We start from the raw sequence: 26,572 nt of genomic DNA on the forward strand, positions 1-26,572 counted from the left end.
TTTTATACTAATAAAATAAGGTAGGGGAAACTATATAAATTTTACAGTATATTTTTTTACACTATGTAATGAAAAAGTGCGTACTTGTTCAAATTTTTCATTTCGCTAATAATAGGATTAAATGATTATGACAAATAGAAAGTAGGGGATTGTATGCAAATGAGAGTATCAGCCGTTCAGTATTATCTTCATACCATTAGCTCTTTTAAAGAGTTTGCAGACCAGGTGGAGCATTATATAAAAACAGCAGAAGAATTCGGATCCGAATTTATCATCTTCCCTGAATTTTTCACTACTCAACTTATGTCCATTGGCAACGATAAAGGGGAAGCATTAACCATCCAAGAATTACCTGATTATACTGATCAGTACCGGTCGTTATTTATCGAACTTGCCAAACAATATAAGATGCACATTATAGGTGGAACACATGTGATCCGTAAGGGTGATCGCCTTTATAACGTTGCTCATATGTTTTACCCGGATGGAAGAGTGGTGGAACAAGCGAAACTTCATATAACTCCAACAGAGGTACATGAGTGGAATATGAGTCCCGGAGACGGTCTGGAAGTTTTCGAGACTGAAAAAGGGAAAATTGCTATGTTAACGTGCTATGACATTGAATTTCCGGAAATCGTTCGTATGGCAAAGGCAAAAGGAGCAGATGTCATTTTCTGTCCATCATGTACAGACGATCGCCACGGCTTTCACCGTGTTCGTTACACAAGTCATGCAAGAGCCATCGAAAATCAAGTCTATGTTGTCACAACTGGTACGGTCGGTGCGCTGCCAACCGTTGATTTCATGCGTGCCAATTTTGGCCAGGCAGTTGTCATCACACCAAATGACATTCCATTCCCGCCAAAAGGGATTTTGGTAGAAGGTGAGATTAATCAGGATATGATCGTTACAGCAGACTTGAATTTAGAGCTATTATATCAAGTTCGTGAAAAAGGATCGGTGACCACATGGCGTGACCGACGTACAGATCTTTACCCAGATTGGGAAACAAAATAAGCTGATTTATCAATGAAATGGGGGACTCCTCATGTATCGAAAAGAATTTTTCGTTTTTGACCAAGACAAACCTGTTCCAGTTGTCATCCGAAATTATGAAAAGAAGGACTTTCCTGACTTAATTCGTATTCAACAAGAAAGCTTTCCTCCTCCATTTCCATCTGAATTATGGTGGAATGAAGAGCAACTAAATAATCATGTGACTCTTTTTCCACAGGGAGCTTTATGTATCGAAGTGGATGGTGAAATAGCTGGGTCTATGACTGGACTTCTTGTCGAATTTGATCCTCAACATCCAGAACATTCCTGGGAAGAAATAACGGATAATGGCTATATCCGGAACCACAACCCTAAAGGGAATACCTTATACGTTGTCGATATAGGTGTCCGTCCATCTTTTCGAAAGTTAGGTTTAGGCAAGTGGTTGATGTTTTCTATGTATGATGTTGTTGTTCATTTGGGGTTGGAAAGACTGCTTGGTGGGGGTAGGATGCCAGGTTATCACAAACATGCGAATGAAAAGTCACCTGAACAATATATAGATGCTGTGGTAAAAGGGGAGCTGAAGGATCCAGTTATCACTTTTCTCCTACGTTGCGGCCGTACACCAGTAAAAGTAGTAGCAAATTATTTAGAGGATGAAGAATCGTATAATTATGGCACGCTAATGGAATGGAAAAATCCGTTTTCCCATTCAAAATAAAGAAAAGGAGATGATCCAATGGAATATAGTAGAATTACCAATATCAACGATCCGTTATTTAAACAAATGCATCAATTAATGCAAGATGTGTTCCCCCCAGAAGAAGTACTAGAATTTGATCTTTGGAAAGAACCGTTAGAAGATCCAGGTATCCGTGTTTTTGTCGCTGTTCATGAAGGAAAAGTAGTGGGCGCAACTGAGTACCGTTATTATGAAGACTTTAATGTAGCAATGACGGATTTTACAATTATTGGCCAAGCAGGCTTGGGCATCGGTCCATTTTTAGCGAATAAAAGACTAGAAGACCTGAATGAATTAGCAGCAGCGAATGGGAAGAAACTGATGGGTATGTTTGCTGAAATCTATGACCCATATCGTGTAGAGCATTATGAATTTGGCGGTGTTAAGCCGATGGATCCTTATGTTCGTCGTGAAGTGCTGGCACACCTTGGATACAAACGTCTGGATTTTCCATATGTTCACCCGTCCTGGAACAATGATGGAGAAGCTGTAACTGGTCTAGACCTATGTTTCCTCCCAATGGATGGAGAAAGGAATGAACTGCAAACAGACTTAATAGTGAAATTTTTGAAACGCTATTATACCGTCTTATCAAATAAACCAGAGACTTGGTATTCAATGAGTGAAAACTTAGAAGCAAAAGAAAAAGTGGCATTATTATATTTTTAATGATGGAAAAGCTTGCTGATTAAGTCGAAGTTTAGACTAAAGTCGGCAAGCTTTTTTTGTAAAAAGAGAGAAATATGAAAAAAGTTCATTTATTACAAAAATGTGAACAAAAAACCAGTTTTGTCACGTCTAATTCCTTTAGAGGGTTCGTTATCTATATCGGACAATTTAAAAGTGAGAGAGGTAAAAAATGAAAAAATATTTGGATCTGCCCCTTGGGATCGTTCTTATGATTTTAGGAATCCTTTTTGTTTTTGCACTACCTACATTAATTGGAATAGGGAAAACACTAACGATTAACTTTAAGCCGTTTTGGAAATTTATTGAGATTAATATTCAAAAATTGACTCAAATTAATGATCCTCAATTCATGGGCTTATTTGAACAAATGAATATGGCTGAAAGCTATCGTTATTCGATGACCATTGTATTTGCATCCTTAATGGTGGTTATTATTGTTGGTATGCTGGGAGCGTTAATGGTGCAAATGGCACCCAAAAAAATAGGGAAACTGTTCGTATTTGATGGGGGCCAGTAAGTTTCATATTATCCGAAGACACTTGATGCCCTATTTTCGATCTTATGGAGTTTTAAGAAATCAACATACACGAAGCCAGTTACTACTACAACGCCACTGGCATAAGAAACTTCAAGCCGAGTGAAGCAGAAACCACACGCGGTTGGGGAAGAAATTAAACTGACTGATTCGACACTAAAGGTCACGAAGGTTGAAAAATCAAAAGGGAGCCCTGAAGAGAAACCTAAAGCAGGTAATGAATTTAATATCATTACAGTAGAAATTAAAAATACGGGAAACGAGAAAGTGTGGTTTGCTCCACATTTCTTCAGCGTTACGGATAGCAAAGGAAACCTATATATGCAGCCTTTCCTGATGATCGATATTGATACAGCGCTCTCATCGGGTGAACTAGATCCTGGCAATAGTGTCACTGGTACACTTGCCTTTGAATTGCCAATGACCGAGCAGTTTCAGCTACATAATAGTATATGATGCTAACATTGCCCCGCTATTTAGATCCGGAGACTTAGTAGTTGTAGTGCCTAAAAGTGTTTTTGGGATTATTGAAGTGAAAACTGTTAAACTCGATTTAAAATAAAAATACCATTAAAAACCTCCGTATTATTTACATCTCCAATGCTTTTCTTAATAAGTTCAAAATTTTGACATGCCTTTTTTAGTTCTTCTTTCAACTTATTTGGGTAATGTGCAGTAAAACTGTACAAGTATTACATGAATTTGAAGAAGAATCTTTTGTTGTTAATCATATTGCTTTTGGAGATAGAAAAAATCTATACCATCTGCTTTTTTGTTTATAAAACTACCATTCAGGACCAATTTTCGTTAAAATAAACATTGCAGATTTTCACAATAGTTTTTCACAAATTATAAATGTCCAAATGTACTTGTGATTAAAAATAAGTTATTAAGCATGATATAAGTGTAAAAGAAGTGGAACATTTGGCTTTATATTTTTTGACCGAGAGTTTGAAGTTGTATCCATAGTGAGAGGATTTGAGTTTGAAATGATAAATAATTTTTGGCGTGATTTACCTCGGCCATTTTTTGTACTTGCACCAATGGAAGATGTGACAGATGTTGTTTTTCGTCACGTAGTAAGTGAAGCCGGTCGACCGGATGTATTTTTTACAGAGTTTACAAACTCCGATAGCTATTGTCATCCAGAGGGCATGAAAAGTGTGCGTGGCCGTTTGACTTTTACAGAAGATGAACAGCCAATGGTGGCACATATTTGGGGGGATAATCCCGAATATTTCCGTCAAATGAGTATTGGCATGGCAGAGCTAGGATTTAAAGGCATCGATATTAATATGGGTTGCCCTGTACCGAATGTGGCATCGAGAGGGAAGGGCAGCGGCCTTATTCTGCGTCCTGATGTTGCGGCAGAACTTATTCAAGCAGCAAAAGCCGGCGGACTGCCTGTCAGCGTGAAAACACGACTTGGCAATAAGGAGGTTCAGGAGTGGGAGGAGTGGCTAACGCATATTTTTAAACAGGATATTGCGAACCTTTCTATTCATTTACGTACAAGAAAGGAAATGAGCCAAGTAGATGCACATTGGGAGTTAATTCCAGAAATCAAAAAATTACGTGACCGTATCGCACCGAATACGCTACTAACAATCAATGGAGACATTCCTGACCGTCAAACTGGGCTGCAGCTTGCGGAAAAATATGGTATTGATGGTGTTATGATTGGGCGAGGTATTTTTAAAAATCCTTTTGCCTTTGAAAAAGAGCCAAAAGAGCATAGCAGTAAAGAATACCTTGATCTTTTAAGACTGCAGCTTGATCTTCAGGATCAATATGCAGAATTACTGCCACGTTCAATCACAGGGCTTCATCGCTTTTTCAAAATTTATGTCAAAGGATTCCCTGGAGCTGCTGAATTAAGGAATCGTTTGATGAACACTAAATCAACAGATGAAGTGCGTACATTGCTCGATAACTTTGGTAAAGAATGTTGATAGCAATTTCACGTATGTACAGAGAATAAAACTTTATTTTACCTCACTATAAAATATGTTGTCAACAAGAAATTTGCAATATTTCACAAAAAATGTTATAATAGTCTTACAATTGTTTTTTCAATCGTATTCCGAATTCCGCTGTATTTTTTGCAGCTAGAATTATGGATACGTTTTTTTAATATCCTTTTTAAATCGACGAAAAATTCAAACAGTTGTGTGAGCTTTAAAGGTAAGTTAGTTGACTAAAATTTTCAATTTGCTATCTCTAAAAGTAACCATTTTTTATTCTACAAGGAGGCCTAGAATAATGAATCTAATCAATAAGAAAGTTACACACAAGCGTTTTGGCATGGGTAGTATAGTTAACCATAATGATTCTAGTATTGAAATACATTTCGCATCGGAAAATAAAAAGTTTGTTTTCCCCGATGTATTTGGAAAGCACCTAAAACTGCATGATAAAAGTGATGCTAATTCACTTGAAAAAATTATGCAAAAAAAGGAGATGGAACGAAAGGAGGAAGAATGGAAGAAGGAAGAGGAAAAAAACCTACAACGAAAAAACCAGGAACTTCGCTTGGAACATGAAAAACTAATGAAAAATCATAAACTTCATTTCGAATCACAAATGGTTTTTTGGTGTGACACAGAAGAACAGAATAGTTCTTTTTCAGAGTGGAAGGTTTTTTCAGGCGTAATAAAAAGTGGTAATAACAAGGGGAAGCCTAACAAACCCATCCGCTTGCACCAAAATAGCGCTGTCCTGTTAACGGCAATAGATTCCAGCATGCCTGAAAAAGACAGACGTATCTTAGGTGTCTATATGGTAAATGAAGATTTTATCGGTAAACTTTGTGAAGATGGATCTATTCCTGCTCATTCAAAATACAGACTCCAACTTACAGAACAGGAATCGGATCAGATGCTTTTCTGGAAGTATTATGTAAATGAAAAGTCCCCCCAAAAAATGACATGGAATACCGGTAAATATCGTTATTTTGAGAATTTATGGATGGCTCAAATTTTACTTGATATAGTTTCTTTGAAAAGTGACCCAGAGGAACGAGAGCTGGCACAACAATTTTTTGAACATTTTTGTAAAATGAATCAGATAACAGATCAAGAGTTACCGAAGCCTAATGGCACATTAATGCGTATTTAGACGTTAGCCCAAAGATAATAGGAATGACAGGGGGCTGACACATTTGCACAGCAGGCAACTAACCTATTAGTGGGGGTTGCCTTTTTTCGTTTCCTGAAATGGATTGAAAGATAGACCTTAGGTATAATTGCCCGAAGTACCCTATAAAGTAGACACAAATATGAGTCTACTTTATAGGGTACTTTTTTGTATAGCAAAAATCACCTTCACAAAATTAAGATAGCAACTCAAGTAGAATTTCACAAAACAATATCAGTATAGTGATAAATAAAAAACCGATTTATATCTTTCTGATGAATAGAAATAATGAATTTCTTAGCAAATGCTATTTAATTATAATAATAATGTAATCAATGTTTTTTATTGTGATTAAATTATTAGGGGGAAAATAGATAATGAGAAAAGTATTGCTCCTGCTTTTGCTATGCAGCCTTATCGTATTGGGGGCCTGCTCCAATGATAAAGTTGCCTCTGGTAAAGACACAAAGGAAGAATCAGCTGGAATTCAGACTATTAAAACTGAAGATGTTCAATCAAATATTGGGAAAGATGAATGGGTTATCGTCGATACTAGGTCAAATGATGCGTTCAACGGCTGGGCATTGGATGGAGTCAAAAGAGGCGGACACATTAAGGGGGCCATGGATTTTTCTGCGGATTGGCTAAAGGTTGATGCAGATAAAAAAACACAAACGAACGTATTGAAAGCGAAAGGTATCTCAGCTGAAAAAAATGTTGTTCTTTACGACGCGAATGGGAAAGATGCAAAAACGGTTGCTGAATTTCTAAAGGAAAATGGCTACAAAAATATTTATCAATATGATGTGAAAGAATGGGCAGCAAATCAAGAGCTAGCATTAGAATCTTATCCAAATTACCAAATGCTTGTGCCGCCAACTTGGGTAAATGACTTAATAAGCAATAAAAACAGTGGAAACCCCTACAAACTCTTCGAAGTCAGCTGGGGAGATGAAGCGGAGGACTATAAAGCGGGTCATATTCCCGGGGCGGTTCATCTGAATACCGATGAAGTTGAGGAAGGCCCTGTATGGAATCGTTTGAAAGATAAAGAACTGGAAAAATTCGCATTAAAAAATGGCATTACAACTGACACAACCGTTGTTCTATATGGAAGTGATTCAATGCCAGCTTACCGTGCCGCTGTTATTTTGAAATATATGGGTGTCAAGGACGTTAGAGTATTAAATGGTGGATATACCGCTTGGAAAAATGCGGGCTATCAAGCAGAAACGAAGGAAAATGCAAAGGAATCTGTCTCTGCATTTGGCGCGGAAGTTCCTGTGAATCCGGATTATATTATTGACCTGCCTGAAGCAAAGAAGATTCTTGCTGACAAGGATGACAGCATTCTGGTTGATATTAGAAGCTGGGATGAATACATCGGAAAAATCTCTGGTTATGATTACATTGAACCAAAGGGTCGCCCGGCTGGATCTATTTGGGGACATGCAGGCTCTGATTCAAGTAATCTAGAGGACTTTAGAAATATTGATACTACCATGCGCAATGGTTCAGAAATTATGGCCATGTGGGAAAAGGATGGAATCAATCCTGATAAATCTCTTTCCTTTTATTGCGGAACAGGCTGGCGGGCTGCTGAAGTATTATTTTATGCGGATGTCTTAGGTATGGAAAATATTTCCCTATACGATGGCGGCTGGAATGAATGGAGTATGGACTCTTCTAATCCAATTGAAACTGGAGAACCTAAATAAGAAGTTTAAAAGAGACAATACTGCAAGGAGTATTGTCTCTTTATCTATAACGGGAGAATGAGGAATGATGAGAAATATAAAAGTGTTGGTTCTTTCTTTTTTACAATTCTCAGGAATAATCTTGGCGATTATTCTTGAAGATTTATCAGATGAAAAAATGGGAGTTGCCCGTTATTTAGTATTTAAAAAGCAAGAATTTGCTGCAGGCTATTTTTCTCCTGCCTACATGAACGTATTTACATTCATCTTGGCGGGAGGAGCAATTGTCTGTTTTGCCCTTCTTCTGATGGTATGGAAAAGCAGGAAGCGAATGGTCTCCCTGTTATTTGCGCTATTCGCAAATATTATAGCGTTCATCGTCTTTCAAATAAACCTGGAGCTAGCGGCCTATCACTTTTACTTGATTGGGATGTTTATTGTGGTTGTCTTCCAATATGGATGGTGTATATGGGCATATAAGAAGCTCAAAAAACAGAAGGGGATATAAATAAAAAATGCAAAAATATTGCATATATGCACTGTACTGCTTAATTGCATTATTCGTGGTAGTTTATATGGGGCATGGAGAAATCCGTTATTCGATTAATCAGTCTGTCCAATATTTGCAGAATGCCGATGTTAAGGGATTTCGTGATTCCCTGTTGTCCTTTGGACCAATGGCGCCCGTTGTATCAGCATTATTAATGGTTTTTCAATCGATTATTGCGCCACTTCCTGCTTTCGTTATTACGTTTGCCAACGGATTATTGTTTGGCTGGATATGGGGGGCCATTCTCTCTTGGAGCAGCGCCATGGCGGGAGCTATTCTTTGTTTCTACTTGGCAAAAATCATGGGGCGGCCGGTGGTTGAAAAAATGATTACAAAGAAATCCATGAGTTGGTGGGATCAATTTTTTATAAAATACGGGAAACATGCTGTATTTATTGCGAGAATCGTCCCGATTGTATCGTTTGACCTTGTTAGTTATGCTGCAGGTGTGACATCAATCTCTTTCTGGCAATTTTTCTGGGCGACTGGTCTTGGACAACTGCCGGCAACCATTCTGTATTCCTATCTAGGTCAAAACGCTACGAGCACAGGGAAAATTTTGTTTACCATTTTTACCGTTGTGATTGCACTGGGGGTTATCGGGATGATGCTTCGGCCCAAGTTTCGGCTCAGGGGTAAAGAAAGGAGGGAAAAACGGTGAAATTATCAGGGAACCGGTTCATTGAGTTGATTGTCAGCAAAAAGGCAAGATATATGGTTAAACCTATTATTGGTGAGATGCCATTTACAAAGTTTACGAAGCCTGCCACTGAAGCAGTAATTGCTCTTGTTACTACCGCTGGAGTCCACTTAAAAGTACAGCCGGTTTTTGATGTGGAAGCGGGAGACCCTTCTGTAAGGTTTATTCCATCGACCGTTGAGGAAAAAGATTTGATGATTAGCCATACACATTTTGACCGTGGGGATGCGGATCATGATATTAATTGTGTTTTTCCTTTATTTCGCCTAAAGGAGTTGGCTGAAGAGGGAATAATCGGTGCTGCTGCTAACACTCACTATGGTTTAATGGGCTATATCCCCAATACATTACCGCTTGTTGAAGAAACCATACCGTTAATGCTAAAACAATTGCAAGAAGATAAAGTGGATGCGGTGATTTTAAATCCCGGCTGATATATATGCCATCAATCCGTGGGATTGATTCAATTTGCTATCGAAAAAGCAGGGATTCCAACCATCTCGATTACGCACTTAATGAATTTATCTGAAAAAGTAAGGGTTCCCCGGGCGCTGCATTTACGGTTTCCATTAGGCCGGAGTTTTGGCAGGGCAGGCGAGCAAGACCTCCAAAGGAAAATTCTTTTCGATGCGATTCAGTATTTGGAGAAAATTACTGTTCCAGAATCCATCATAGAACTCCCTTATAAATGGAAAGGAAAAGGTAAATCATGAAAATGGAAACAGCAAAAAGGCTGCAGAGGATTTTTTGGCATTGCCGCTGGGTATTGTTAATTGGTTTAATGGTTTATAATGGTTATAGTTTTTTTATAGGGTTTCAACTGTCAGAGTTTCTCTCTGTCAACGGATTTACTTTTGCTTTATTCTCTTTCATGGGGATGTTAGAATCCTATTTTAACTGTAAAGTCAGCTGTAGGATGTGAAAGGAAAATTATGAAAAAATTAACATTCGTGTTTTTGGCAATCGTATTGGTCCTATCGGGCTGTAGTGGTAGTACCGAAAAGAAGACTAAGCACTCAGGGGAAAATAGTTTAAAAAGTGATTGGAAAGAAATTGAGGCTTCCGCGAAGGGTACTACCGTTAATTTCTTTATGTGGGGCGGCGATGAAGGAATCAATCGCTATATTGATGAGTGGGTTACGCCGCATTTAAAGGAGCAGTACAATCTTACACTTAAGCGCTATCCAATGGATGCCGTAGAATTTATCAACAAGTTAAATACAGAGAAAAGGGCCAATAAAAGGTCAGGTGAGATGGATGTAATTTGGATAAATGGTGAGAATTTCAAAACCGCCAAACAGCAAAATTTGCTTCTTGGACCATTTACTTCGATACTGCCAAACTTTCAGAAATATGTAGATGATAAAAGTGATGATAGTAACTATGATTTTGGATTCCCTATTGAAGGATATGAGGCACCTTGGGGGAAGGTACAGTTTGTCTTTGCATATGACTCAACCAAAATAACCCATCCTCCAAAATCGGTTGCCGAATTAATAGAATGGGTAAAGCAAAACCCTGGCAAATTTACTTATCCGGCACCTCCGGATTTCACTGGCAGTGCCTTTATCCGTCATATTCTTCATGAAGAAAGCAAGGATTACAATGCCTACTTAAGCACCTTTGATGAGTCACTGATTAAGGGGGAAGCAGCAAAAGTGTGGAATGTGTTAAATGAAATGAAAGCCTCTTTATGGAGACAGGGAAAATCGTACCCGCAATCCCTTTCCCAACTAGAGCAATTATATAAAAATGGTGAGGTATGGATGACGATGGGTTACGATGAGGCAAATGCCTCTAACCTAATCGAATCCGGTGAATTTCCAGCTTCAACAAAAACATTTGTTTTTGATAAAGGGACATTATCCAATACACACTATTTAGCAATCCCTAATAATGCAGCGAATCCACAGGGTGCTCTGGTGTTGATCAACTTCCTGCTTTCACCGGCGGCACAAATCAAGAAAATGGACTTGGCCTATTGGGGAGAAAATATGTCATTGTCTGTGGACCGTCTATCTATAAAAGATAAGCAAGCTGTGGAATTAGTTGACCGTGGGCCTGCAACTCTATCGCAAGAAGAGCTGTCTAGTCATCGGATTCCTGAAATCAGTGCAGAATATGTCCAATGGCTGGAACGGGGTTGGCTGGAAAATGTGGCAAAACACTAAAAAATTTGCTCGATTAAATAGATATAAAGGGCTGCTAGCGATTCTGCCAGCCCTTTTGTTTATGTTAATCTTTTTTATTGGCGGGCTATTTCGTTCCATCTTCTTAAGTTTGCAAAGTCAGCCGCTGATTGGTGAGCAAAATCGATTTTGGGCGTATAACGAGTTGCTTCATCCCACATTTTATCATTCGATTGGAGTGACTGTTGGACTGGCAGCAGTGACGGCCATTATATCTGGAATATTGGGGTTGTTCGTTGCTTTATTTTTGGCGGAGTGCAGGAGAAAATGGAAATGGCTTCAAATCCTTTTCTATTTACCAATTGGAATCCCTCATTTATTGTCAGCCTATTTGTTAATGCAGGTACTGATGCAAAGCGGCTGGCTTGCACGAATAGCATTTCATATGGGATTAATTGATTCTTTTGAGACATTTCCGGTTTTAATCCATGATGATTGGGGCATCGGTGTGCTCTTAGCTTATTTGTGGAAGGAAGTCCCCTTCATGGTGTTGTTAATTTACCCTTTTGTCGTCAAGCTTATTGAAGATTGGCAAGAAACGGCACAGGTACTCGGAGGGACATTTTCTCAAACAGTGCGTTGGGTGGTTGTTCCGATATTAATGCCTATGTGGGTTGGCGGTATGTGGGTTGTGTTTGCCTTTACATTAGGGGCCTATGAGATTCCTGCCCTGTTGGCAAGGACAACATTTGGGATGATTCCTGTACTTTCGTTTCAGGAGTATTCACAATTTGGCCTGGAACGGCAGCCAATAGCGATTGCCATGAATATGGTGTTGGCAGTGATTTCATTTGTAGCCGGTTGCCTATTAATGTATTTACAGCTCAGGTGGTATAAAAAAGGGAGAAGAGTATGGTGAAAAGCAGTAAAGGTTTAAAGATTATGCCAATTATGTTCATTATTATGATGATTTTATTTTTAACGCTGCCTTTTATTCCGTTGGTTAGTTGGAGCTTAACGAAACAATGGCCATGGCCCTTGCTTCTCCCTGAAAAATGGAGCCTTGATTCCTGGAACTACCTCTTTTCCGTTTCGGGAAGGCTGGTTGAGGGCTTGTTGAATAGTTTTATCGTTGCTGGCATTACGTTAATTGGAAACATAATTGTTGGAATACCAGCGGCAAGAGCGCTGGCTAAATATGAAATGAAGTGGAAAATGATTGTGTTTACCATTCTTCTTTCCCCGTTATTTATACCCTATATGGTTTCGATTATGGGAATGTATGATATTGCCATCCGGTTTAACTTTTTAAATCAATTTGTGAGTGTAGCTTTAGCCCATATGTTGGTTACACTGCCTTACTTTGTCGCTGCCATTTGGTTTCAATTCCGCTTAATCGGGCAGAGTCTGCAGGAAGCTGCATCAAGTTTGGGTGCCACTGAATGGAAAATATTCTTATGGATTGAGTGGCCCTTGCTTCTGCCTTCCTTTTTATTAGGAAGCATGTTGGTCATTGTTATTTCTTTGAGTCAGTATTTACCAACATGGATTATGAGTGGGGGAACGTTAATTACAATTCCATTAGTTATTTTTCCGTTTGCAAGCAGTGGTAATTCCTCGCTTGTTTCTGCGTATAGTCTTGCATTTTTTGGACCTATTCTCGTATTATTGATGGTCTATTTTCTTCTTTTGCAGATTCATTCAAGAAAGATTCGAAGAGTGGAGGTGAGCAATCGTGAAGCTTGAGCAAGTATCGATACAGATTAATCAGGAGACAATCATTCATTCAATGGATTTAACAGTCCTCCCAAGAGAAATTTTTGTGTTAATGGGACCGTCAGGAAGTGGGAAAACCACATTGCTAAAGGGGATCGCGGGGATTTTGCCGTTGGCTTCAGGGAAACAAAGCTGGGAAAGCGGTACAGGTACTATAGGGATGGTTTTTCAGGAGCCACGGCTTTTTCCGCATCTGACTGTTTTGGAAAATATCGCTTTCGGCTTACGGGTAAAAGGAATGCCTGCCAAGGAGAGAAAGGCAAGGGCCCTAGACTTTTTAAGAAATTTGCAGCTGGACAGCTTGGAAAATCGCTATCCCCATCAATTATCTGGCGGGCAGCAGCAGCGCGTTTCCTTGGGGAGGACGCTGATTCTAAATCCCGATCTCATTTTGCTGGACGAACCGTTTGCATCATTGGATCCTCCATTGCGGAAGGATTTGATTGATTGGTTGTATGAATTGCAAAGGAAGTTTGGCTTTGCAATATTATGGGTAACGCATTATATTGATGAGGCACTGGTTGTTGCTGATCGAATCGGAATCATCCTAGAAGGAAGATTGCAGCAAATTGGCTCGCCCTTCGAACTTTTTCAACAGCCAGCCTCCGAAAAAATTGCCCAATTTTTCTCCCTGCCAAATCGATTTTCCCGTGAACAATGGTGCCGTTGGTTTGGGAGGGAGCTGCCTATACCTGAATCATTGGACATGGGCTGGGTCGATCCTAATCAATTACAGATAGTAGCCTCCGATAACGGCTTAATAAGGGAACGTATTGGTGAATCGCTGTGTATCATTGAAGGTGTGGTTTTAAAGATAAAGCCTGGCAGAGATGGATGTGCGGTGACTGTAATCGTGAATGGTCAAACATTTGATGTAAATAAAATCGGGTGGGAAGCAGTTCCGGGTGTAAATGAAAACATTTCGATCCTTATTCCATTCGAGAAAATACATTGGTATAGTCAATAACGGACTGGAGGAAATGGAGTGCTCGATACATATGGCCGTAAGGCGGTGCAGCCTATCATTTCAAAAACTGCACAATATTTATTAAAGATTGGCCTGAGAGCCAACCATGTTACATATATTGCTTTTTTAATCGGCCTGTTAGCAAGTGGTCTTGTCTACTTTGGGCATCCAATTACCGGGGTGGTCGTCCTCTGGGCTTCTGGTTTCCTCGATGCAGTTGATGGGTGCATGGCGAGATATAGTAAATCCTCATCGGCTTGGGGGACTGTCCTCGATGTCACCTTTGATAGAGTGGTAGAAACGGGGATTCTTGTGGCGCTGGCACTTAGGCATCCTGAACCAAACATATTGTTTCTGTTTCTCCTGCTGGCCATCTCCATTATTTTTACCATGACCATTTTTTTAACAGTAGGAGCTTTATCTGAAAAAGAAAGTTATAAATCCTTTTACTATCAGCCCGGCTTGGCAGAAAGGACAGAAGGATTCATACTATTTTCATTACTTGTTCTTTTTCAGGGACAATTAGAATTATGGACCATTATCTTTATTGCAGTTGAATTAATAACAGGATTTCAACGTCTATTAGAAGCGAAGAGAATCCTTTCTTGACGAAACAAAAAGACCATGAAGACCATGGGGACGGTTCTTATGGATTTAATACATAGGATTTCTAGTTAGAGTATGACCATGAGAACCGTCCCTATGAAATGGGTGAGATAAAGGATAGGTGAAAATGTTTAATTTAGCGGCATTAATGCTTGAGAAGGTCGGAATTATTGTCATTGTTGCTTTTTTACTTTCGCAAATGAAATCATTTCGTCATATTATTCAAACCAGACACAAGACTAATGAGAGAATCCTGCTTATTTTACTTTTTGGTGCTTTTGGGATCATTAGTAATTATACAGGGGTTGAAGTTCATTATAATTCTATTAATAGAGCGACGTGGCTTTCTGAGTTAGAACACGAAAGTGCCCTGGCAAATACAAGAGTGATGGGGATAGTCATTGGAGGTTTGCTTGGTGGCCCGATAGTGGGTGTTGGTGCAGGCCTGGTCGCTGGAGTCCACCGTTACACGTTAGGCGGTTTCACCGCATTTTCTTGTGCAATTTCTACTATCCTAGCTGGAATTATAGCAGGTTACTTTGGAAAAAAAAGAAAACAGATGGGGAAACAAATCACTGCTGGATTTGCTGTCATGATAGGTATGATAATGGAGTCTGTGCAGATGTTACTGATACTTGTTCTTGCTAAACCCTTTGAACAAGCGTGGAGTCTTGTACAGTTTATTAGCATCCCGATGATATTCGGCAATGGGTTAGGTACATTGCTATTTATGATTATTATAGGAGCAATTAAACGTGATAAAGAACTTACCCGTGCAAATCAAACCAACCAGGCATTTCTTATTGCCGATCAAACTCTGCCATATTTTCGACAAGGCTTAAGTTTCCATTCCTGCAGGGAAATAGCGGAAATTATGCTGAAACTAACCCATGCTGACGCGGTATCCATTACAGATGACCACCAAGTCCTAGCTCATGTCGGTGCTGGGTCAGATCACCATATCCCTAAGTCAAAACCAGAGACAGGTTTGACAAAAAAAGTTCTCGAATACGGCAAGGTTTCAGTTGCAAAATCGAAGATAGAAATTCTCTGTGTTCAAAATGATTGTCCTTTAGAAGCCGCCATTGTGCTGCCATTAAGGGTTAAAAATAAAATTGTCGGTACATTAAAAATGTATTATACCGATCCTGAAAAATTAGATAGGGTGCAGCAGGAATTAGCGGAAGGACTAGCTAATCTCTTTTCTACACAGCTAGAGCTTGCAGAAGCAGAAAGACAGACGAAGCTATTGAAGGATGCAGAAATCAAAGCCTTACAGGCACAAATCCATCCGCACTTTTTATTTAATAGTATGAATACCATCTCCGCACTTTGCCGAACAGATGCAGATAAGGCGCGTAAATTACTGTTGGAGCTCAGTTCATTTTTTCGCGGCAATCTTCAGGGAGCAAGGCAGATGCTCCTTCCGTTGGAGAAGGAATTGGCGAATGTCAAGGCTTATCTTTCTTTGGAACAGACCCGTTTTCCAAATAAGTACTTCGTAGATTTTCAAATTGAACCAGGTCTCGAAGAGCTGCTGATTCCGCCGTTTACCCTGCAGCCATTGGTAGAAAATGCGATTCATCATGGCTTTCCTCGAAGTAAATCTGAGGGGAGAATCACCATTCAGATTTTTTCCGAAAATAATCAATTGCAAATTATTGTTGCGGATAACGGAAAAGGCATTCCTAATGAGAGGATAAAAGTATTAGGTAAGCAAAATGTAAACTCAAAAAAAGGAAATGGCACGGCTATTTTTAATATAAATGAACGTCTTAAAGGAATTTATAATGGTCAAGCCTGTTTAACTATAAAAAGTCAAGTGGATCAAGTGGATCATGGAACAACAGTCACGATTTCCATTCCGCACGACTATAAAGGAGTTTTTGATCAAAATGCTGAAAGCGTACATAGTGGATGATGAACCATTAGCAAGAGATGAATTAAAATACTTGTTGAATCGCAGCAAACAGGTTGTCGTCTTGGGTGAAAGTGATTGTGTCGAGGATGCCATTGCAGATATTTTTGGGTTAAAACCAGATCTTGTCTTTTTAGATATTGAACTGGCTGATGAAAGCGGATTGGACTTAGCAAAGCAATTAGAAAACCTAAATCCGGCTCCAGCAACTGTTTTTGCTACTGCTTACGATGAGTTTGCGTATCAGGCATTTGAATTAAATGCAGTGGATTATATATTAAAACCATTTGATGAAGAACGTATCGGAAAAACACTGAAAAAAATTAAAAAGATGCAAAAAATTGGAGATCAGGATTTTCCGATTTATTCCTCTGAGAAAAACAACCAAAATGGAAAGATTGCCGTCCTTGTCGATGAAAGAATTATTTTATTACCCAATGCTGACATTGTTTATTTAGAATCCAGTGAGGGTAAGTGCACAATCGAAACAATGGACCAAAAGTACAAAGTAAGTGAGGCGCTCGTTGTATTAGAGAAAAAGCTAACTAACACCAAATTTCTTCGCGTCCACCGCAGTTTTATTGTAAACATCGACCATATCGTAGAAATAGAGCCTTGGTTTAACTCTACTTATAATTTAATCATGAAAAACGATTCAAAGGTTCCGGTCAGCCGGACCTATGTAAAAGAATTAAAGCAGATGGTAGGGATCTGAATTTTCTGTTTTCCATTCGTTAATGGTTGTATTTCATCTGTCGGTTTTTGCAATTCACCTCCCGATTTGTGCAAGTTATCTTGAAAATGAAATAAAAACGTTTTCATTTTATAAGATTATGACTGTGTATATGAAGAAGTGGAGGGAGAATAAAAAATGAATGCGATTTCAATTGTAATAGGTTCAATATGTATCCTCTTAATCGTTTATCGTTTATATGGCACATTTATGGCGGCAAAGGTTTTGAAACTTAATGATTCTAAGCCGACACCTGCTCAAAAATTAGAAGATGGACAGGATTATGTACCTACAAATAAATGGGTTGTATTTGGTCACCATTTTGCTGCGATAGCTGCAGCTGGACCTTTAGTTGGTCCAATTCTGGCAGCACAATTCGGTTATTTACCGGGACTACTGTGGCTGTTAATTGGTGCAGTAATTGGTGGAGCTGTCCACGATATGGTCGTTCTTTTTGCATCAATGCGCAGAGAAGGAAAATCTTTATCAGAGGTTGCAAAGGAAGAACTCGGTCCTGTAGCAGGATTCTGTACAGGATTAGCGATGTTATTCATTATCACGATTACCATGGCAGGTTTGTCAATGGTTGTGTTGGGCGCACTTGAAAGAAACCCATGGGGAACGTTTGCAGTTGGCATCACCATTCCGATTGCAATGGGTGTTGGATTATATCATAAAAAGACCGGCAATTTAAAACTAGCTACAACTGTTGGTTTCATTCTAATCATGGCAGCAATCGTATGGGGACCGAATATTCAAGGTACATGGTTAGGAGATTTGTTAACACTTGAAAAAAGTACGCTTGCTCTTATTTTACCAATCTATGCATTTTTTGCAGCAGCATTACCTGTCTGGTTATTGCTGGCACCACGCGATTATTTAAGTACATTTATGAAGATTGGCGTATTCGCAGCATTGATCGTTGGGGTATTCATTGTAAACCCAGAGGTTCAATTCCCTGCATTTACAGATTTTATTAATGGCGGGGGTCCTGTTGTTGCTGGTCCAGTTTGGCCATTTATCTCGATTACAATTGCTTGCGGAGCAATTTCAGGATTCCACGCATTCGTTGGGTCTGGTACAACACCGAAGATGATCAGCCGCTGGGGTGACATTAAAGGTGTGGCTTTTGGGGCTATGCTTGTTGAATGCTTAGTGGCAATTATGGCTTTAATTGCTGCCATCTCTCTTCAACCAGGAGATTATTTTGCTATCAATTCATCACCTGAGAAATTCGCAACACTTGGAATGGAAACAGTTGAACTTGACCAACTGGAGGAAAAGGTGGGAATGGACCTTGAAGGAAGAACAGGTGGGGCCGTTACCCTCGCTGTAGGGATGACATACATCTTCACTGCAGTCCCATTCTTCGCAAAATTAGCATCTTATTTCTATCAATTTGTCATTCTATTTGAGGCTGTCTTTATCTTAACTGCGATTGATTCAGGAACCAGGGTTGCTCGTTATCTTATCCAGGATTTCCTTGGAGACTTTATTAAACCATTAAAACGTACAGATTCACTTGGAGCAAATATCTTTGCGAGTGCACTTGCCTGCTTCGTATGGGGATATCTTCTTTTCTCAGGGGACATCAGTTCCGTTTGGGCACTATTTGGTGTATCAAACCAATTAATGGCTTCTATCGGACTCATTGTCGGAGCAACAGTAATCCTTAAGATTGCAGAAAAGCGCTGGTACATGCTGACATGTCTAATTCCGCTTGCTTACCTATTTGTAACTGTAATGACTGCAGGCTACTGGATGATTAAAAACGTCTACTTCAATGCAGAAAATGCTGGTTTCAGCGTATTAAACGGTATTCTATCCATTACCATGCTCATCCTTGGTATAGTAATTATGGTTGCTTCAATAAACAAATGGATTAAGCTTTGGAAAATTCCACAAAATCTATTAGTAGAACAATCGGAAAAAGAAGTAGCATAAAAAACAAGCACCCATTCGACTTAATGAAAGGGTGCTATTTTTTTATATGGACCATGGGGACGGTTCTTATGGATTTAATACATAAGATTCCTAGTTAAAGTATGACCATGAGAACCGTCCCCATGAAACCCCATGAAACCAGAAAAAAATGGTTGATTTTTAGTGTTTCTATGACTAAACTCAATTCGATACCTTTCACTAATAATCTACTTTTTTCGACTATGTCACTGCTTTTATATAAATGAACCAGTATTTTAGTAGAGTCTAATGATTCTTATTCATAGGAGGCTTCCATGGCAAACGATATTATTATCCGTTTTGATAACGTAACAAAATCTTACAACAGTCACAGTAAAGTATTACAAGATGTGAGCTTTGAACTTGAACGTGGAAAATTTTACACATTACTTGGTCCTTCAGGTTGTGGAAAGACGACGATTTTACGTATCATTGCAGGCTTTGAAAAACCGACAAAAGGGGATATTTACATTAACGGCAAGTGTGTAAACGACATTCCAGCAAACGAGCGTCAAGTAAACACTGTATTCCAAGACTACGCCCTATTCCCGCACTTAAACGTATTTGAAAACGTGGCATTCGGTTTACGCATTAAAAAAGTAAAAGAATCTGAAATTAAAGTACGCGTAGCAGAAGCGTTAAAGTTCGTAAACTTAGCAGGTTATGAAAACCGTGAAATTACAGAAATGTCAGGCGGTCAGCGTCAACGGGTTGCGATCGCACGTGCTATCATTAATGACCCAGAAGTGATTTTACTCGATGAACCATTATCAGCACTTGATTTAAAGCTGCGGACAGAAATGCAATACGAGCTGCGTGAGCTACAGCAACGCCTTGGCAAAACATTTATTTTCGTTACGCACGACCAAGAGGAAGCTTTAGCGATGAGTGATGAAATTTTCGTTTTAAACGAAGGGATTATCCAGCAATCTGGTACACCCGTTGATATATACGATGAGCCAATTAACCGCTTCGTTGCAGACTTTATCGGGGAATCAAACATCGTTGACGGCGTCATGCTTGAAGACTATAAAGTCAAATTCGCTGGAAATGTATTTGACTGTGTCGACGGCGGTATGAAGCACAACGAAAAAATCGATGTTGTCATTCGTCCAGAAGACCTGCACATCACATCGCCAGAAGCAGGTAAAATTGGTGTTCGCGTCGATACGCAGTTATTCCGCGGTGTACATTACGAGTTATCAACATATGACAAGGATGGAAATGAGTGGCTTGTACACTCGCTGAAAAAGGCTGAAGTAGGTGCACAAGTAGGTCTAGATTTCGACCCAGAAGCGATTCATATTATGCGTCTAAATGAAACAGAAGAAGAATTTGACGCACGTATAGAGGCATACACGAATGAAATTTAAGTCAAAACCAGCGTTCGTCCCATATTTACTATGGATTGCGCTCTTCGTTATTGCACCGATTGGGCTCATTTTGTATTATTCGATGCTCGATTTAAACGGAGAATTTACGCTAGTAAACTATAAAAACTTCTTTACATCAGCATACTTAACGATGACACTGACAAGCTTTTGGTATGCATTAATCATTACGTTTTTTACACTAATTATCTCTTATCCAACTGCGTATCTTTTAACAAAAACAAAGCATAAGCATTTATGGCTAATGCTCATTATCATTCCTTCATGGATTAATTTATTATTAAAAACGTATGCATTTATTGGGATTTTCGGTTTATACGGACCGGTCAATGCAATAATGAAATTGTTGGGCTTCGACTCAACGCAAATTTTATTTACCGACTTTAGTTTCGTGTTCGTTGCGGTGTACATTTTTATACCGTTTATGATTATCCCAATTTTCAATGCGTTAGACAAAATGAATCCGTCATTAATTTACGCATCACGTGACTTAGGTGCTTCACCGCTTACAACGTTCCGTCGCGTCATTTTCCCGTTAACCATTGAAGGTGTAAAATCAGGGATTCAAGTAACGTTCATCCCTGCTCTTTCACTCTTCATGATTACGCGCTTAATTGCTGGGAACAAAGTGATTACACTTGGTACAGCGATAGAACAGCAATTTTTAGTCGCGCAAAACTGGGGAATGGGTTCAACGATTGCCGTGTTTTTAATTTTAATTATGTTTGCAATCATGTTGTTTACGCGCACAAAGAAAAAAGGAGGTCGAGCATAAATGCGATCACAGTTAACGACTAAAGCTAAAGTATTTTTAGCAATCGTGTTTGTTATTTTATATGCACCGATCTTCTACTTGATTTTTTATTCATTCAATAGCGGCGGTTCAATGGGTTCATTTGAAGGTTTTACACTAGAACATTATCAAGCGGTATTTGATGATAATCGGTTACTTGTTATCTTAATCAATACAGTGATTGTTGCATTGCTATCTGCGTTAATAGCGACCATTATCGGAACACTTGGAGCAATTGGTATTGTTTCACTAAAAGATTCCAAAATACGTAACACCGTTTTATCGTTAAATAATATTTTAATTGTTAGCCCAGATGTTGTAATTGGGGCAAGCTTCTTAATTTTATTCACAATGATTGGAGTTAAGCTTGGATTTACATCCGTATTAATTTCCCATATTGCCTTCAGTATCCCGATTGTTGTATTAATGGTCTTGCCTAAAATATTGGAAATGAATACGAACTTAATTGATGCAGCGCTTGATTTAGGAGCGAATCGTCGCGATGTATTAACACGTGTTATGATCCCATATATTAAACCTGGGATTTTAGCTGGTTTTTTTATGGCCGTAACCTATTCATTAGATGACTTTGCTGTTACATTTTTTGTTACAGGTAACGGATTTAGTACATTGTCCGTTGAAATCTATTCTATGGCACGTGCAGGTATTTCGTTAACTGTTAATGCAATCTCGGGGCTAGTGTTTATCGTGACAGTCGGTATTGTCGTTATGTATTACTTCATTACGATGAGGTCGAAAAAAACGGAGGGCTCTACTCAATGAAATCTTTAATTCATACAATGTTAGCAATCGTTATAGCATGCTGTCTACTTTCGTTTGTTGCTTCAAAGCTTGAAGCAGCAAACTCAACGGGTGGAAAGGACACTTTAGTCGTATACAATTGGGGAGAATATATTGACCCTGCGCTCATCGACCAGTTTGAAGAAGAAACAGGTATTTCTGTTATTTATGAAACGTACGATTCAAATGAAGCGATGTTAACGAAAATTAGACAAGGCGGCTCATCCTATGATGTTGTTGTCCCTTCAGAATATACTATTGAAACAATGATTAAAGAAGATTTGTTAATAGAAATCGATCATTCGAAACTTCCAAACTTACAAAATATTGATCCTTACTTTTTAGATTTACCTTTTGACCCGAAAAACAAATATTCCATTCCGTACTTTTGGGGAACGGTTGGGGTAGTTTATAATCCTAATGAACTTCCAAAAGATATCACTTTTGATTCTTGGGACGATTTATGGGACCCAGCCCTTAAAAATAAAGTATTTTTAGTTGATGGTGCACGTGAAATCATGGGTATGGGCTTAAACAGTTTAGGCTATTCGTTAAATTCACGTGACGAAAACGAATTACGTGAAGCATTAGAAAAATTAAAACAATTAAACGGCAATGTGAAAGCGATAATTGGAGATGAGATTACACCACTAATGATTAATAACGAAGCTACAGTTGCCGTAACCTTTTCTGGACAGGCAGCAGACATGATGTTCGAAAATGAAGAGTTGAATTACGCAGTACCTTCAGAAGGCTCAAACTTATGGTTCGATAACATGGTTATTCCTAAAACCTCATTAAATGTGGAAGGGGCCCATCAGTTCATTAATTTTATGCTGGATGCGCAAGTGGCTGCACAAAATACGGATTATGTAGGATATGCTATTCCAAATAAAGCAGCGTGGGATCTATTAGATGATGAAGTGGTAAACGATGAACGTTTTTACCCGCGCGAAGAAAGTCGCACAAACTTAGAAGTATATGAAAACTTAGGCCTTGAACTGCTGGGAAAATATAACGAATACTTTTTAGAATTTAAAATGTCATTAGAGTAATTCTTCAGATAAGGAATGTTAACTATAGTGAGATTCTTGGAACTTAACTTCCTTTTTGCTAATGATTCAGATGAAAATTGAATGTGATTTATGTTCCCTCAGACTAGGAGTTTGGGGGTTCTTTCTTGTGTCGGGTTAGCATCTATTAATCTTCAAACTGGTAAATTATGACTATTGTACAGAGTTAATTATGCTTATTCTATTATTTTATTTTAATATTAAAATAATTCTAATTATTCATGTTATTTGATTTTTACTAAACTATAATTAACTCAATGGAAATTAATAGGAGGTTACTAAATGTTGAAGAAAAAGTTTATTTTACCAGTAGCACTGTCGTCTGCCATGTTGGTAGGTTCTATTCCTGTTAGTAGTGTATTTGCGCAGCCGGCTGATTCGAAGGTCGCAAGCGGTGTACAAGCTTCTAAGGTGTGGAATGAGAAAGCAAGCGTACCATTATTTGTGAAAGAGAGATTTGCAGAGAAATTCGCTTCAAGTACTTCTACCGATGCATTAAGTTATTTGAAGAAAAACGAAGCTAAAACCGGAATTAATAATCCAGATAAGAATTTAAAAGTGAAGAATATCCAAAAAGATAAACTTGGTATGACTCATGTTCGCTTTAATCAGGCAGTAAATGGAGTGAACGTAGAAGGGTCCGAAGTTGTTGTCCATTTTAATAAGGATAATGAAGTGGTATCTGTTAATGGAAGAATAAATCAAAGTATTGCTGATAATGCAGTGGATACGACTGCTTCTTTAAGTAGTGATGCTGCACTAAAGACAGCATTATCCTCTGTCAATGCTCCTGAAGAGTTAACCTATGAGCCAACTTCTGAGCTTGTTGTTCTCCCATTTGAAGGGGAAAATCATACAACTTATAAATTGAATGTCAACTTCATGGGGGATGAACCCGGAAACTGGTTTGTGTTTGTGGATGCAAACTCAGGAAAAGTCATCGACAAGTATAATGGCTTAATGCATGCTGATGAAATGAAAACACAAAAAGGTGCTGGAAAAGGGGTACATGGTGAGCACAGGGAATTACATATTACTCAAGTAAAAGAACCGAATGCTGGAACGAAGTTTGCGTTAGCAGATTACTCTCATGAGAACCTTGAAGGAATCGTAACGTATGACGCTAAAAATGATAATACTTCTAGTAACGATACTCTCTATGTGGGAAATTCAGCTGCATTTATCGGCGACTATGATCGAGCGCTAGTCGATGCACACTATAATTCTGAAAAGGTATATGAGTATTATCTAAATGAGCATGGGCGTAATTCCCTTGATGGGAAAGGAATGGCAATCATTTCTAAAGTTCACTATGGTACAAACTATAACAATGCTTCCTGGAATGGGCGTTGGATGACCTATGGTGATGGTGACGGTGTATTCATGACTTCTCTATCAGCTGGTCTTGACGTTGCTGCCCACGAAATGACGCATGGTGTCATCACTAATTCTGCTAATTTAGTATACCGCAATCAATCTGGAGCATTAAACGAATCGTTTGCAGACGTCTTTGGTGCGCTTGTTGACGACAGTGATTGGGAAATGGGCGAGGATATTATGGCACCCGCTGCTAAAGCTGACGGTGTAAACGTATTGCGCAGCTTAAGTAATCCGAATAGTGTTATAGTCAGCAATGTGGAAAGAAGATCATATAGTACAAATGGCGGCGTCTATCCGGATCATATGGATGAATTTTATAACATGCCAACATCTGTTGATGGCGGTGGAGTCCATGTTAACTCCTCGATTACAAACCATGCTGCATACTTGATAGGTCAAGAAATTGGAAGGGAGAAATTGGGACAAATCTACTACCGTGCTTTAACGGTCTATTTAACTCCAAATTCCAATTTTAGCGATGCGCGTCAGGCTATTGTTCAGTCAGCAATCGATATTTATGGTGAAGACAGCGAGGAAATGGCTGCAGCGAATTCTGGATTTGATGCGGTGGGAATTTACTAAGGTTATATAAATTTACCTATCGCATTTTAGTGTATATTATTTTGAATATTGAAGTGAGTTCCAGAGTCCCTCAAACTAAAAGTTTGAGGGACTTTTTAGGTCCTGGTTGTTAATGATTACAATTATTTGTTATTGTGTGTTGAAACACACTTCTGATATGCTAATACTGTGTTATTTTCTTTATATAATACTTTTGGAGGTTGAGAAAAAAATTATGCAACTAACTTTGGAAAACACAAATACCAAAAGTGATAAACTTCCATTTTCAAGGACTAATCCATTTCAAGCGAAGGTCTTAAAAAATATTAATTTAAACGGGACAGGTTCTACTAAGGAAACAAGACATATTGAATTATCATTAAAAGGTTCTGGTCTTACGTATAATCCTGGTGACGCACTTGGCATTGTCCCTTCAAATGACCCTGAACTTGTGGCTGCCATTCTTGAAGAAATGCAATGGGATGAAGAAGCGGTTGTAACTGTTGGTAAGAAGGGTGAAACACTGACGCTCAAGGAAGCGCTAACAGACTATTTTGAAATTACGTTGCTGACTAGGAAGATTTTACAGCAGGCAGCTACGCTTACAGAAAATAGTGAGCTGCAAAATCTTGTGTTGGCTGAAAATGCAGACCAACTTAAGGAATACTGTTATGGACGTGATTTGCTTGATATGCTGCGCGGTTTTGGCCCTTGGAAGGCATCTGCACAGGATATCGTTTTATTATTAAGAAAAATGACGCCTCGTCTCTATTCAATTGCAAGCAGCATTGCCGCTAATCCTGATGAAGTTCATCTCACCATCGGTGCTGTACGCTACACGGCGCACGACCGCGAGCGAAAAGGTGTTGCCTCTATTTTATGTGCCGAACGAGTTCAGGAAGGGGAGATGCTTCCGGTCTTTGTTCAAGCAAATAAACATTTCCATTTACCGGAGACCCAAGATAAAGATATTATCATGGTTGGTCCAGGGACAGGTATTGCACCATTCCGTTCTTTTATCCAGGAACGTGCAGTAAATAAAGCGCCAGGCCGGTCATGGCTATTTTTTGGAGACCAGCATGCAAAAGTAGATTTTCTTTATCAAAAAGAGTTGGAAAACTATCTGCAGGATGGGATATTGACAAGGATTGAGACAGCATTCTCCCGTGATACAGATCAAAAAGTATATGTACAGCACAAAATGCTTGAATACAGCAAGGAATTATTTGAATGGTTTGAAAATGGAGCTTACTTCTACGTTTGCGGGGATAAAGAACGTATGGCAAAAGACGTTAACGAAGCACTCATTACCGTGATAGAAAAAGAAGGTGTCATGTCTCGAGAAGCAGCCGAAGCATATCTAAAAGATATGCAAAAGCAAGGACGCTATCAACGTGACGTGTATTAAAATGTGACTATGGGTGACCATGGGGA

At 39.0% G+C, this 26,572-nt stretch carries 25 protein-coding genes; all 25 read left to right on the top strand.

Features of this window, described 5'->3' with window-relative positions:
• The first annotated feature begins 153 nt into the window (after positions 1 to 153).
• The 25 genes from QNH48_RS02275 (at position 154) to QNH48_RS02395 (ending at position 26,546) form a co-directional block, all read left to right on the top strand.
• Positions 154 to 1,017, top strand: coding sequence for a carbon-nitrogen hydrolase family protein (locus tag QNH48_RS02275; protein ID WP_283953580.1), 864 nt, complete (start codon positions 154 to 156; stop codon positions 1,015 to 1,017).
• A 31-nt stretch (positions 1,018 to 1,048) separates the two neighbouring features.
• On the top strand, positions 1,049 to 1,720 hold the full coding sequence (locus tag QNH48_RS02280; RefSeq protein ID WP_283953581.1) for a GNAT family N-acetyltransferase: 672 nt from the start codon (positions 1,049 to 1,051) through the stop codon (positions 1,718 to 1,720).
• Positions 1,721 to 1,738: 18 nt separating this feature from the next.
• Complete coding sequence (locus QNH48_RS02285; protein WP_283953582.1) at positions 1,739 to 2,410, top strand: GNAT family N-acetyltransferase; 672 nt, start codon at positions 1,739 to 1,741, stop codon at positions 2,408 to 2,410.
• 190 nt (positions 2,411 to 2,600) lie between these two features.
• Complete coding sequence (locus QNH48_RS02290; protein WP_283953583.1) at positions 2,601 to 2,948, top strand: hypothetical protein; 348 nt, start codon at positions 2,601 to 2,603, stop codon at positions 2,946 to 2,948.
• A 120-nt stretch (positions 2,949 to 3,068) separates the two neighbouring features.
• On the top strand, positions 3,069 to 3,422 hold the full coding sequence (locus tag QNH48_RS02295) for a DUF4352 domain-containing protein (protein WP_283953584.1): 354 nt from the start codon (positions 3,069 to 3,071) through the stop codon (positions 3,420 to 3,422).
• 533 nt (positions 3,423 to 3,955) lie between these two features.
• A complete protein-coding gene (locus QNH48_RS02300) occupies positions 3,956 to 4,918 on the top strand; it encodes a tRNA dihydrouridine synthase (RefSeq protein WP_283953585.1) in 963 nt (320 codons plus the stop codon).
• A gap of 310 nt (positions 4,919 to 5,228) precedes the next feature.
• Positions 5,229 to 6,083 (top strand): malate synthase, encoded by an 855-nt coding sequence (locus tag QNH48_RS02305; protein ID WP_283953586.1) that lies wholly within the window; start codon positions 5,229 to 5,231, stop codon positions 6,081 to 6,083.
• A 395-nt stretch (positions 6,084 to 6,478) separates the two neighbouring features.
• Positions 6,479 to 7,819, top strand: coding sequence for a sulfurtransferase (locus QNH48_RS02310; RefSeq protein WP_283953587.1), 1,341 nt, complete (start codon positions 6,479 to 6,481; stop codon positions 7,817 to 7,819).
• A gap of 64 nt (positions 7,820 to 7,883) precedes the next feature.
• Positions 7,884 to 8,306 carry a hypothetical protein gene (locus QNH48_RS02315; protein ID WP_283953588.1) on the top strand — a complete coding sequence of 141 codons (423 nt, stop codon included), beginning with the start codon at positions 7,884 to 7,886 and terminating at the stop codon, positions 8,304 to 8,306.
• 7 nt (positions 8,307 to 8,313) lie between these two features.
• The gene (locus tag QNH48_RS02320) at positions 8,314 to 9,009 is read left to right on the top strand and encodes a TVP38/TMEM64 family protein (RefSeq protein WP_283953589.1); all 696 of its coding nucleotides are present in this window, start codon (positions 8,314 to 8,316) and stop codon (positions 9,007 to 9,009) included.
• The gene (locus tag QNH48_RS02325) at positions 9,006 to 9,761 is read left to right on the top strand and encodes a glycine/sarcosine/betaine reductase selenoprotein B family protein (RefSeq protein WP_283953590.1); all 756 of its coding nucleotides are present in this window, start codon (positions 9,006 to 9,008) and stop codon (positions 9,759 to 9,761) included. The genes QNH48_RS02320 and QNH48_RS02325 overlap by 4 nt, the downstream gene beginning before the upstream one ends.
• A 219-nt stretch (positions 9,762 to 9,980) precedes the next feature.
• Positions 9,981 to 11,219 carry an ABC transporter substrate-binding protein gene (locus QNH48_RS02330; RefSeq protein WP_283953591.1) on the top strand — a complete coding sequence of 413 codons (1,239 nt, stop codon included), beginning with the start codon at positions 9,981 to 9,983 and terminating at the stop codon, positions 11,217 to 11,219.
• Positions 11,203 to 12,096: an ABC transporter permease gene (locus tag QNH48_RS02335; protein ID WP_283953592.1), complete on the top strand. Its 894-nt coding sequence runs from the start codon at positions 11,203 to 11,205 to the stop codon at positions 12,094 to 12,096. The genes QNH48_RS02330 and QNH48_RS02335 overlap by 17 nt, the downstream gene beginning before the upstream one ends.
• Complete coding sequence (locus QNH48_RS02340; protein ID WP_283953593.1) at positions 12,090 to 12,923, top strand: ABC transporter permease; 834 nt, start codon at positions 12,090 to 12,092, stop codon at positions 12,921 to 12,923. Before QNH48_RS02335 ends, QNH48_RS02340 begins: the two co-directional genes overlap by 7 nt.
• The gene (locus QNH48_RS02345) at positions 12,913 to 13,920 is read left to right on the top strand and encodes an ABC transporter ATP-binding protein (RefSeq protein WP_283953594.1); all 1,008 of its coding nucleotides are present in this window, start codon (positions 12,913 to 12,915) and stop codon (positions 13,918 to 13,920) included. Before QNH48_RS02340 ends, QNH48_RS02345 begins: the two co-directional genes overlap by 11 nt.
• 18 nt (positions 13,921 to 13,938) lie before the next feature.
• Complete coding sequence (locus tag QNH48_RS02350; protein WP_283953595.1) at positions 13,939 to 14,529, top strand: CDP-alcohol phosphatidyltransferase family protein; 591 nt, start codon at positions 13,939 to 13,941, stop codon at positions 14,527 to 14,529.
• A 124-nt stretch (positions 14,530 to 14,653) separates the two neighbouring features.
• Positions 14,654 to 16,447 (top strand): sensor histidine kinase, encoded by a 1,794-nt coding sequence (locus QNH48_RS02355; RefSeq protein WP_283953596.1) that lies wholly within the window; start codon positions 14,654 to 14,656, stop codon positions 16,445 to 16,447.
• Complete coding sequence (locus QNH48_RS02360; protein ID WP_283953597.1) at positions 16,422 to 17,159, top strand: LytR/AlgR family response regulator transcription factor; 738 nt, start codon at positions 16,422 to 16,424, stop codon at positions 17,157 to 17,159. The genes QNH48_RS02355 and QNH48_RS02360 overlap by 26 nt, the downstream gene beginning before the upstream one ends.
• 156 nt (positions 17,160 to 17,315) lie before the next feature.
• Complete coding sequence (locus tag QNH48_RS02365; protein ID WP_283953598.1) at positions 17,316 to 19,121, top strand: carbon starvation CstA family protein; 1,806 nt, start codon at positions 17,316 to 17,318, stop codon at positions 19,119 to 19,121.
• Positions 19,122 to 19,414: 293 nt separating this feature from the next.
• Positions 19,415 to 20,512 (top strand): ABC transporter ATP-binding protein, encoded by a 1,098-nt coding sequence (locus tag QNH48_RS02370; RefSeq protein ID WP_283953599.1) that lies wholly within the window; start codon positions 19,415 to 19,417, stop codon positions 20,510 to 20,512.
• On the top strand, positions 20,502 to 21,305 hold the full coding sequence (locus QNH48_RS02375; RefSeq protein ID WP_283953600.1) for an ABC transporter permease: 804 nt from the start codon (positions 20,502 to 20,504) through the stop codon (positions 21,303 to 21,305). Before QNH48_RS02370 ends, QNH48_RS02375 begins: the two co-directional genes overlap by 11 nt.
• On the top strand, positions 21,306 to 22,106 hold the full coding sequence (locus QNH48_RS02380; RefSeq protein ID WP_133370846.1) for an ABC transporter permease: 801 nt from the start codon (positions 21,306 to 21,308) through the stop codon (positions 22,104 to 22,106).
• Positions 22,103 to 23,179, top strand: coding sequence for an ABC transporter substrate-binding protein (locus tag QNH48_RS02385; RefSeq protein WP_283953601.1), 1,077 nt, complete (start codon positions 22,103 to 22,105; stop codon positions 23,177 to 23,179). Before QNH48_RS02380 ends, QNH48_RS02385 begins: the two co-directional genes overlap by 4 nt.
• A gap of 300 nt (positions 23,180 to 23,479) precedes the next feature.
• A complete protein-coding gene (locus tag QNH48_RS02390; RefSeq protein WP_283953602.1) occupies positions 23,480 to 25,159 on the top strand; it encodes a M4 family metallopeptidase in 1,680 nt (559 codons plus the stop codon).
• Positions 25,160 to 25,385: 226 nt separating this feature from the next.
• Entirely contained in the window at positions 25,386 to 26,546 is a 1,161-nt protein-coding gene (locus tag QNH48_RS02395; RefSeq protein ID WP_481858451.1) for a sulfite reductase subunit alpha, read from the top strand.
• Positions 26,547 to 26,572 lie beyond the last annotated feature (26 nt).

The organism is Neobacillus sp. YX16 (assembly GCF_030123505.1).
Taxonomy (GTDB): Bacteria; Bacillota; Bacilli; order Bacillales; family Cytobacillaceae; genus Neobacillus.

What these genes read in the sequence shown, in the direction of transcription:
- QNH48_RS02285 (WP_283953582.1), top strand. Translation starts at nt 1,739, where the DNA reads ATGGAATATAGTAGAATTACCAATATCAACGATCCGTTATTTAAACAA.
- QNH48_RS02355 (WP_283953596.1), top strand. Translation starts at nt 14,654, where the DNA reads ATGTTTAATTTAGCGGCATTAATGCTTGAGAAGGTCGGAATTATTGTC.
- QNH48_RS02305 (WP_283953586.1), top strand. Translation starts at nt 5,229, where the DNA reads ATGAATCTAATCAATAAGAAAGTTACACACAAGCGTTTTGGCATGGGT.
- QNH48_RS02330 (WP_283953591.1), top strand. Translation starts at nt 9,981, where the DNA reads ATGAAAAAATTAACATTCGTGTTTTTGGCAATCGTATTGGTCCTATCG.
- QNH48_RS02380 (WP_133370846.1), top strand. Translation starts at nt 21,306, where the DNA reads ATGCGATCACAGTTAACGACTAAAGCTAAAGTATTTTTAGCAATCGTG.
- QNH48_RS02385 (WP_283953601.1), top strand. Translation starts at nt 22,103, where the DNA reads ATGAAATCTTTAATTCATACAATGTTAGCAATCGTTATAGCATGCTGT.
- QNH48_RS02375 (WP_283953600.1), top strand. Translation starts at nt 20,502, where the DNA reads ATGAAATTTAAGTCAAAACCAGCGTTCGTCCCATATTTACTATGGATT.
- QNH48_RS02290 (WP_283953583.1), top strand. Translation starts at nt 2,601, where the DNA reads ATGAAAAAATATTTGGATCTGCCCCTTGGGATCGTTCTTATGATTTTA.
- QNH48_RS02390 (WP_283953602.1), top strand. Translation starts at nt 23,480, where the DNA reads ATGTTGAAGAAAAAGTTTATTTTACCAGTAGCACTGTCGTCTGCCATG.
- QNH48_RS02370 (WP_283953599.1), top strand. Translation starts at nt 19,415, where the DNA reads ATGGCAAACGATATTATTATCCGTTTTGATAACGTAACAAAATCTTAC.
- QNH48_RS02320 (WP_283953589.1), top strand. Translation starts at nt 8,314, where the DNA reads ATGCAAAAATATTGCATATATGCACTGTACTGCTTAATTGCATTATTC.
- QNH48_RS02340 (WP_283953593.1), top strand. Translation starts at nt 12,090, where the DNA reads ATGGTGAAAAGCAGTAAAGGTTTAAAGATTATGCCAATTATGTTCATT.
- QNH48_RS02275 (WP_283953580.1), top strand. Translation starts at nt 154, where the DNA reads ATGCAAATGAGAGTATCAGCCGTTCAGTATTATCTTCATACCATTAGC.
- QNH48_RS02280 (WP_283953581.1), top strand. Translation starts at nt 1,049, where the DNA reads ATGTATCGAAAAGAATTTTTCGTTTTTGACCAAGACAAACCTGTTCCA.
- QNH48_RS02360 (WP_283953597.1), top strand. Translation starts at nt 16,422, where the DNA reads ATGCTGAAAGCGTACATAGTGGATGATGAACCATTAGCAAGAGATGAA.
- QNH48_RS02335 (WP_283953592.1), top strand. Translation starts at nt 11,203, where the DNA reads ATGTGGCAAAACACTAAAAAATTTGCTCGATTAAATAGATATAAAGGG.
- QNH48_RS02315 (WP_283953588.1), top strand. Translation starts at nt 7,884, where the DNA reads ATGATGAGAAATATAAAAGTGTTGGTTCTTTCTTTTTTACAATTCTCA.
- QNH48_RS02365 (WP_283953598.1), top strand. Translation starts at nt 17,316, where the DNA reads ATGAATGCGATTTCAATTGTAATAGGTTCAATATGTATCCTCTTAATC.
- QNH48_RS02300 (WP_283953585.1), top strand. Translation starts at nt 3,956, where the DNA reads ATGATAAATAATTTTTGGCGTGATTTACCTCGGCCATTTTTTGTACTT.
- QNH48_RS02310 (WP_283953587.1), top strand. Translation starts at nt 6,479, where the DNA reads ATGAGAAAAGTATTGCTCCTGCTTTTGCTATGCAGCCTTATCGTATTG.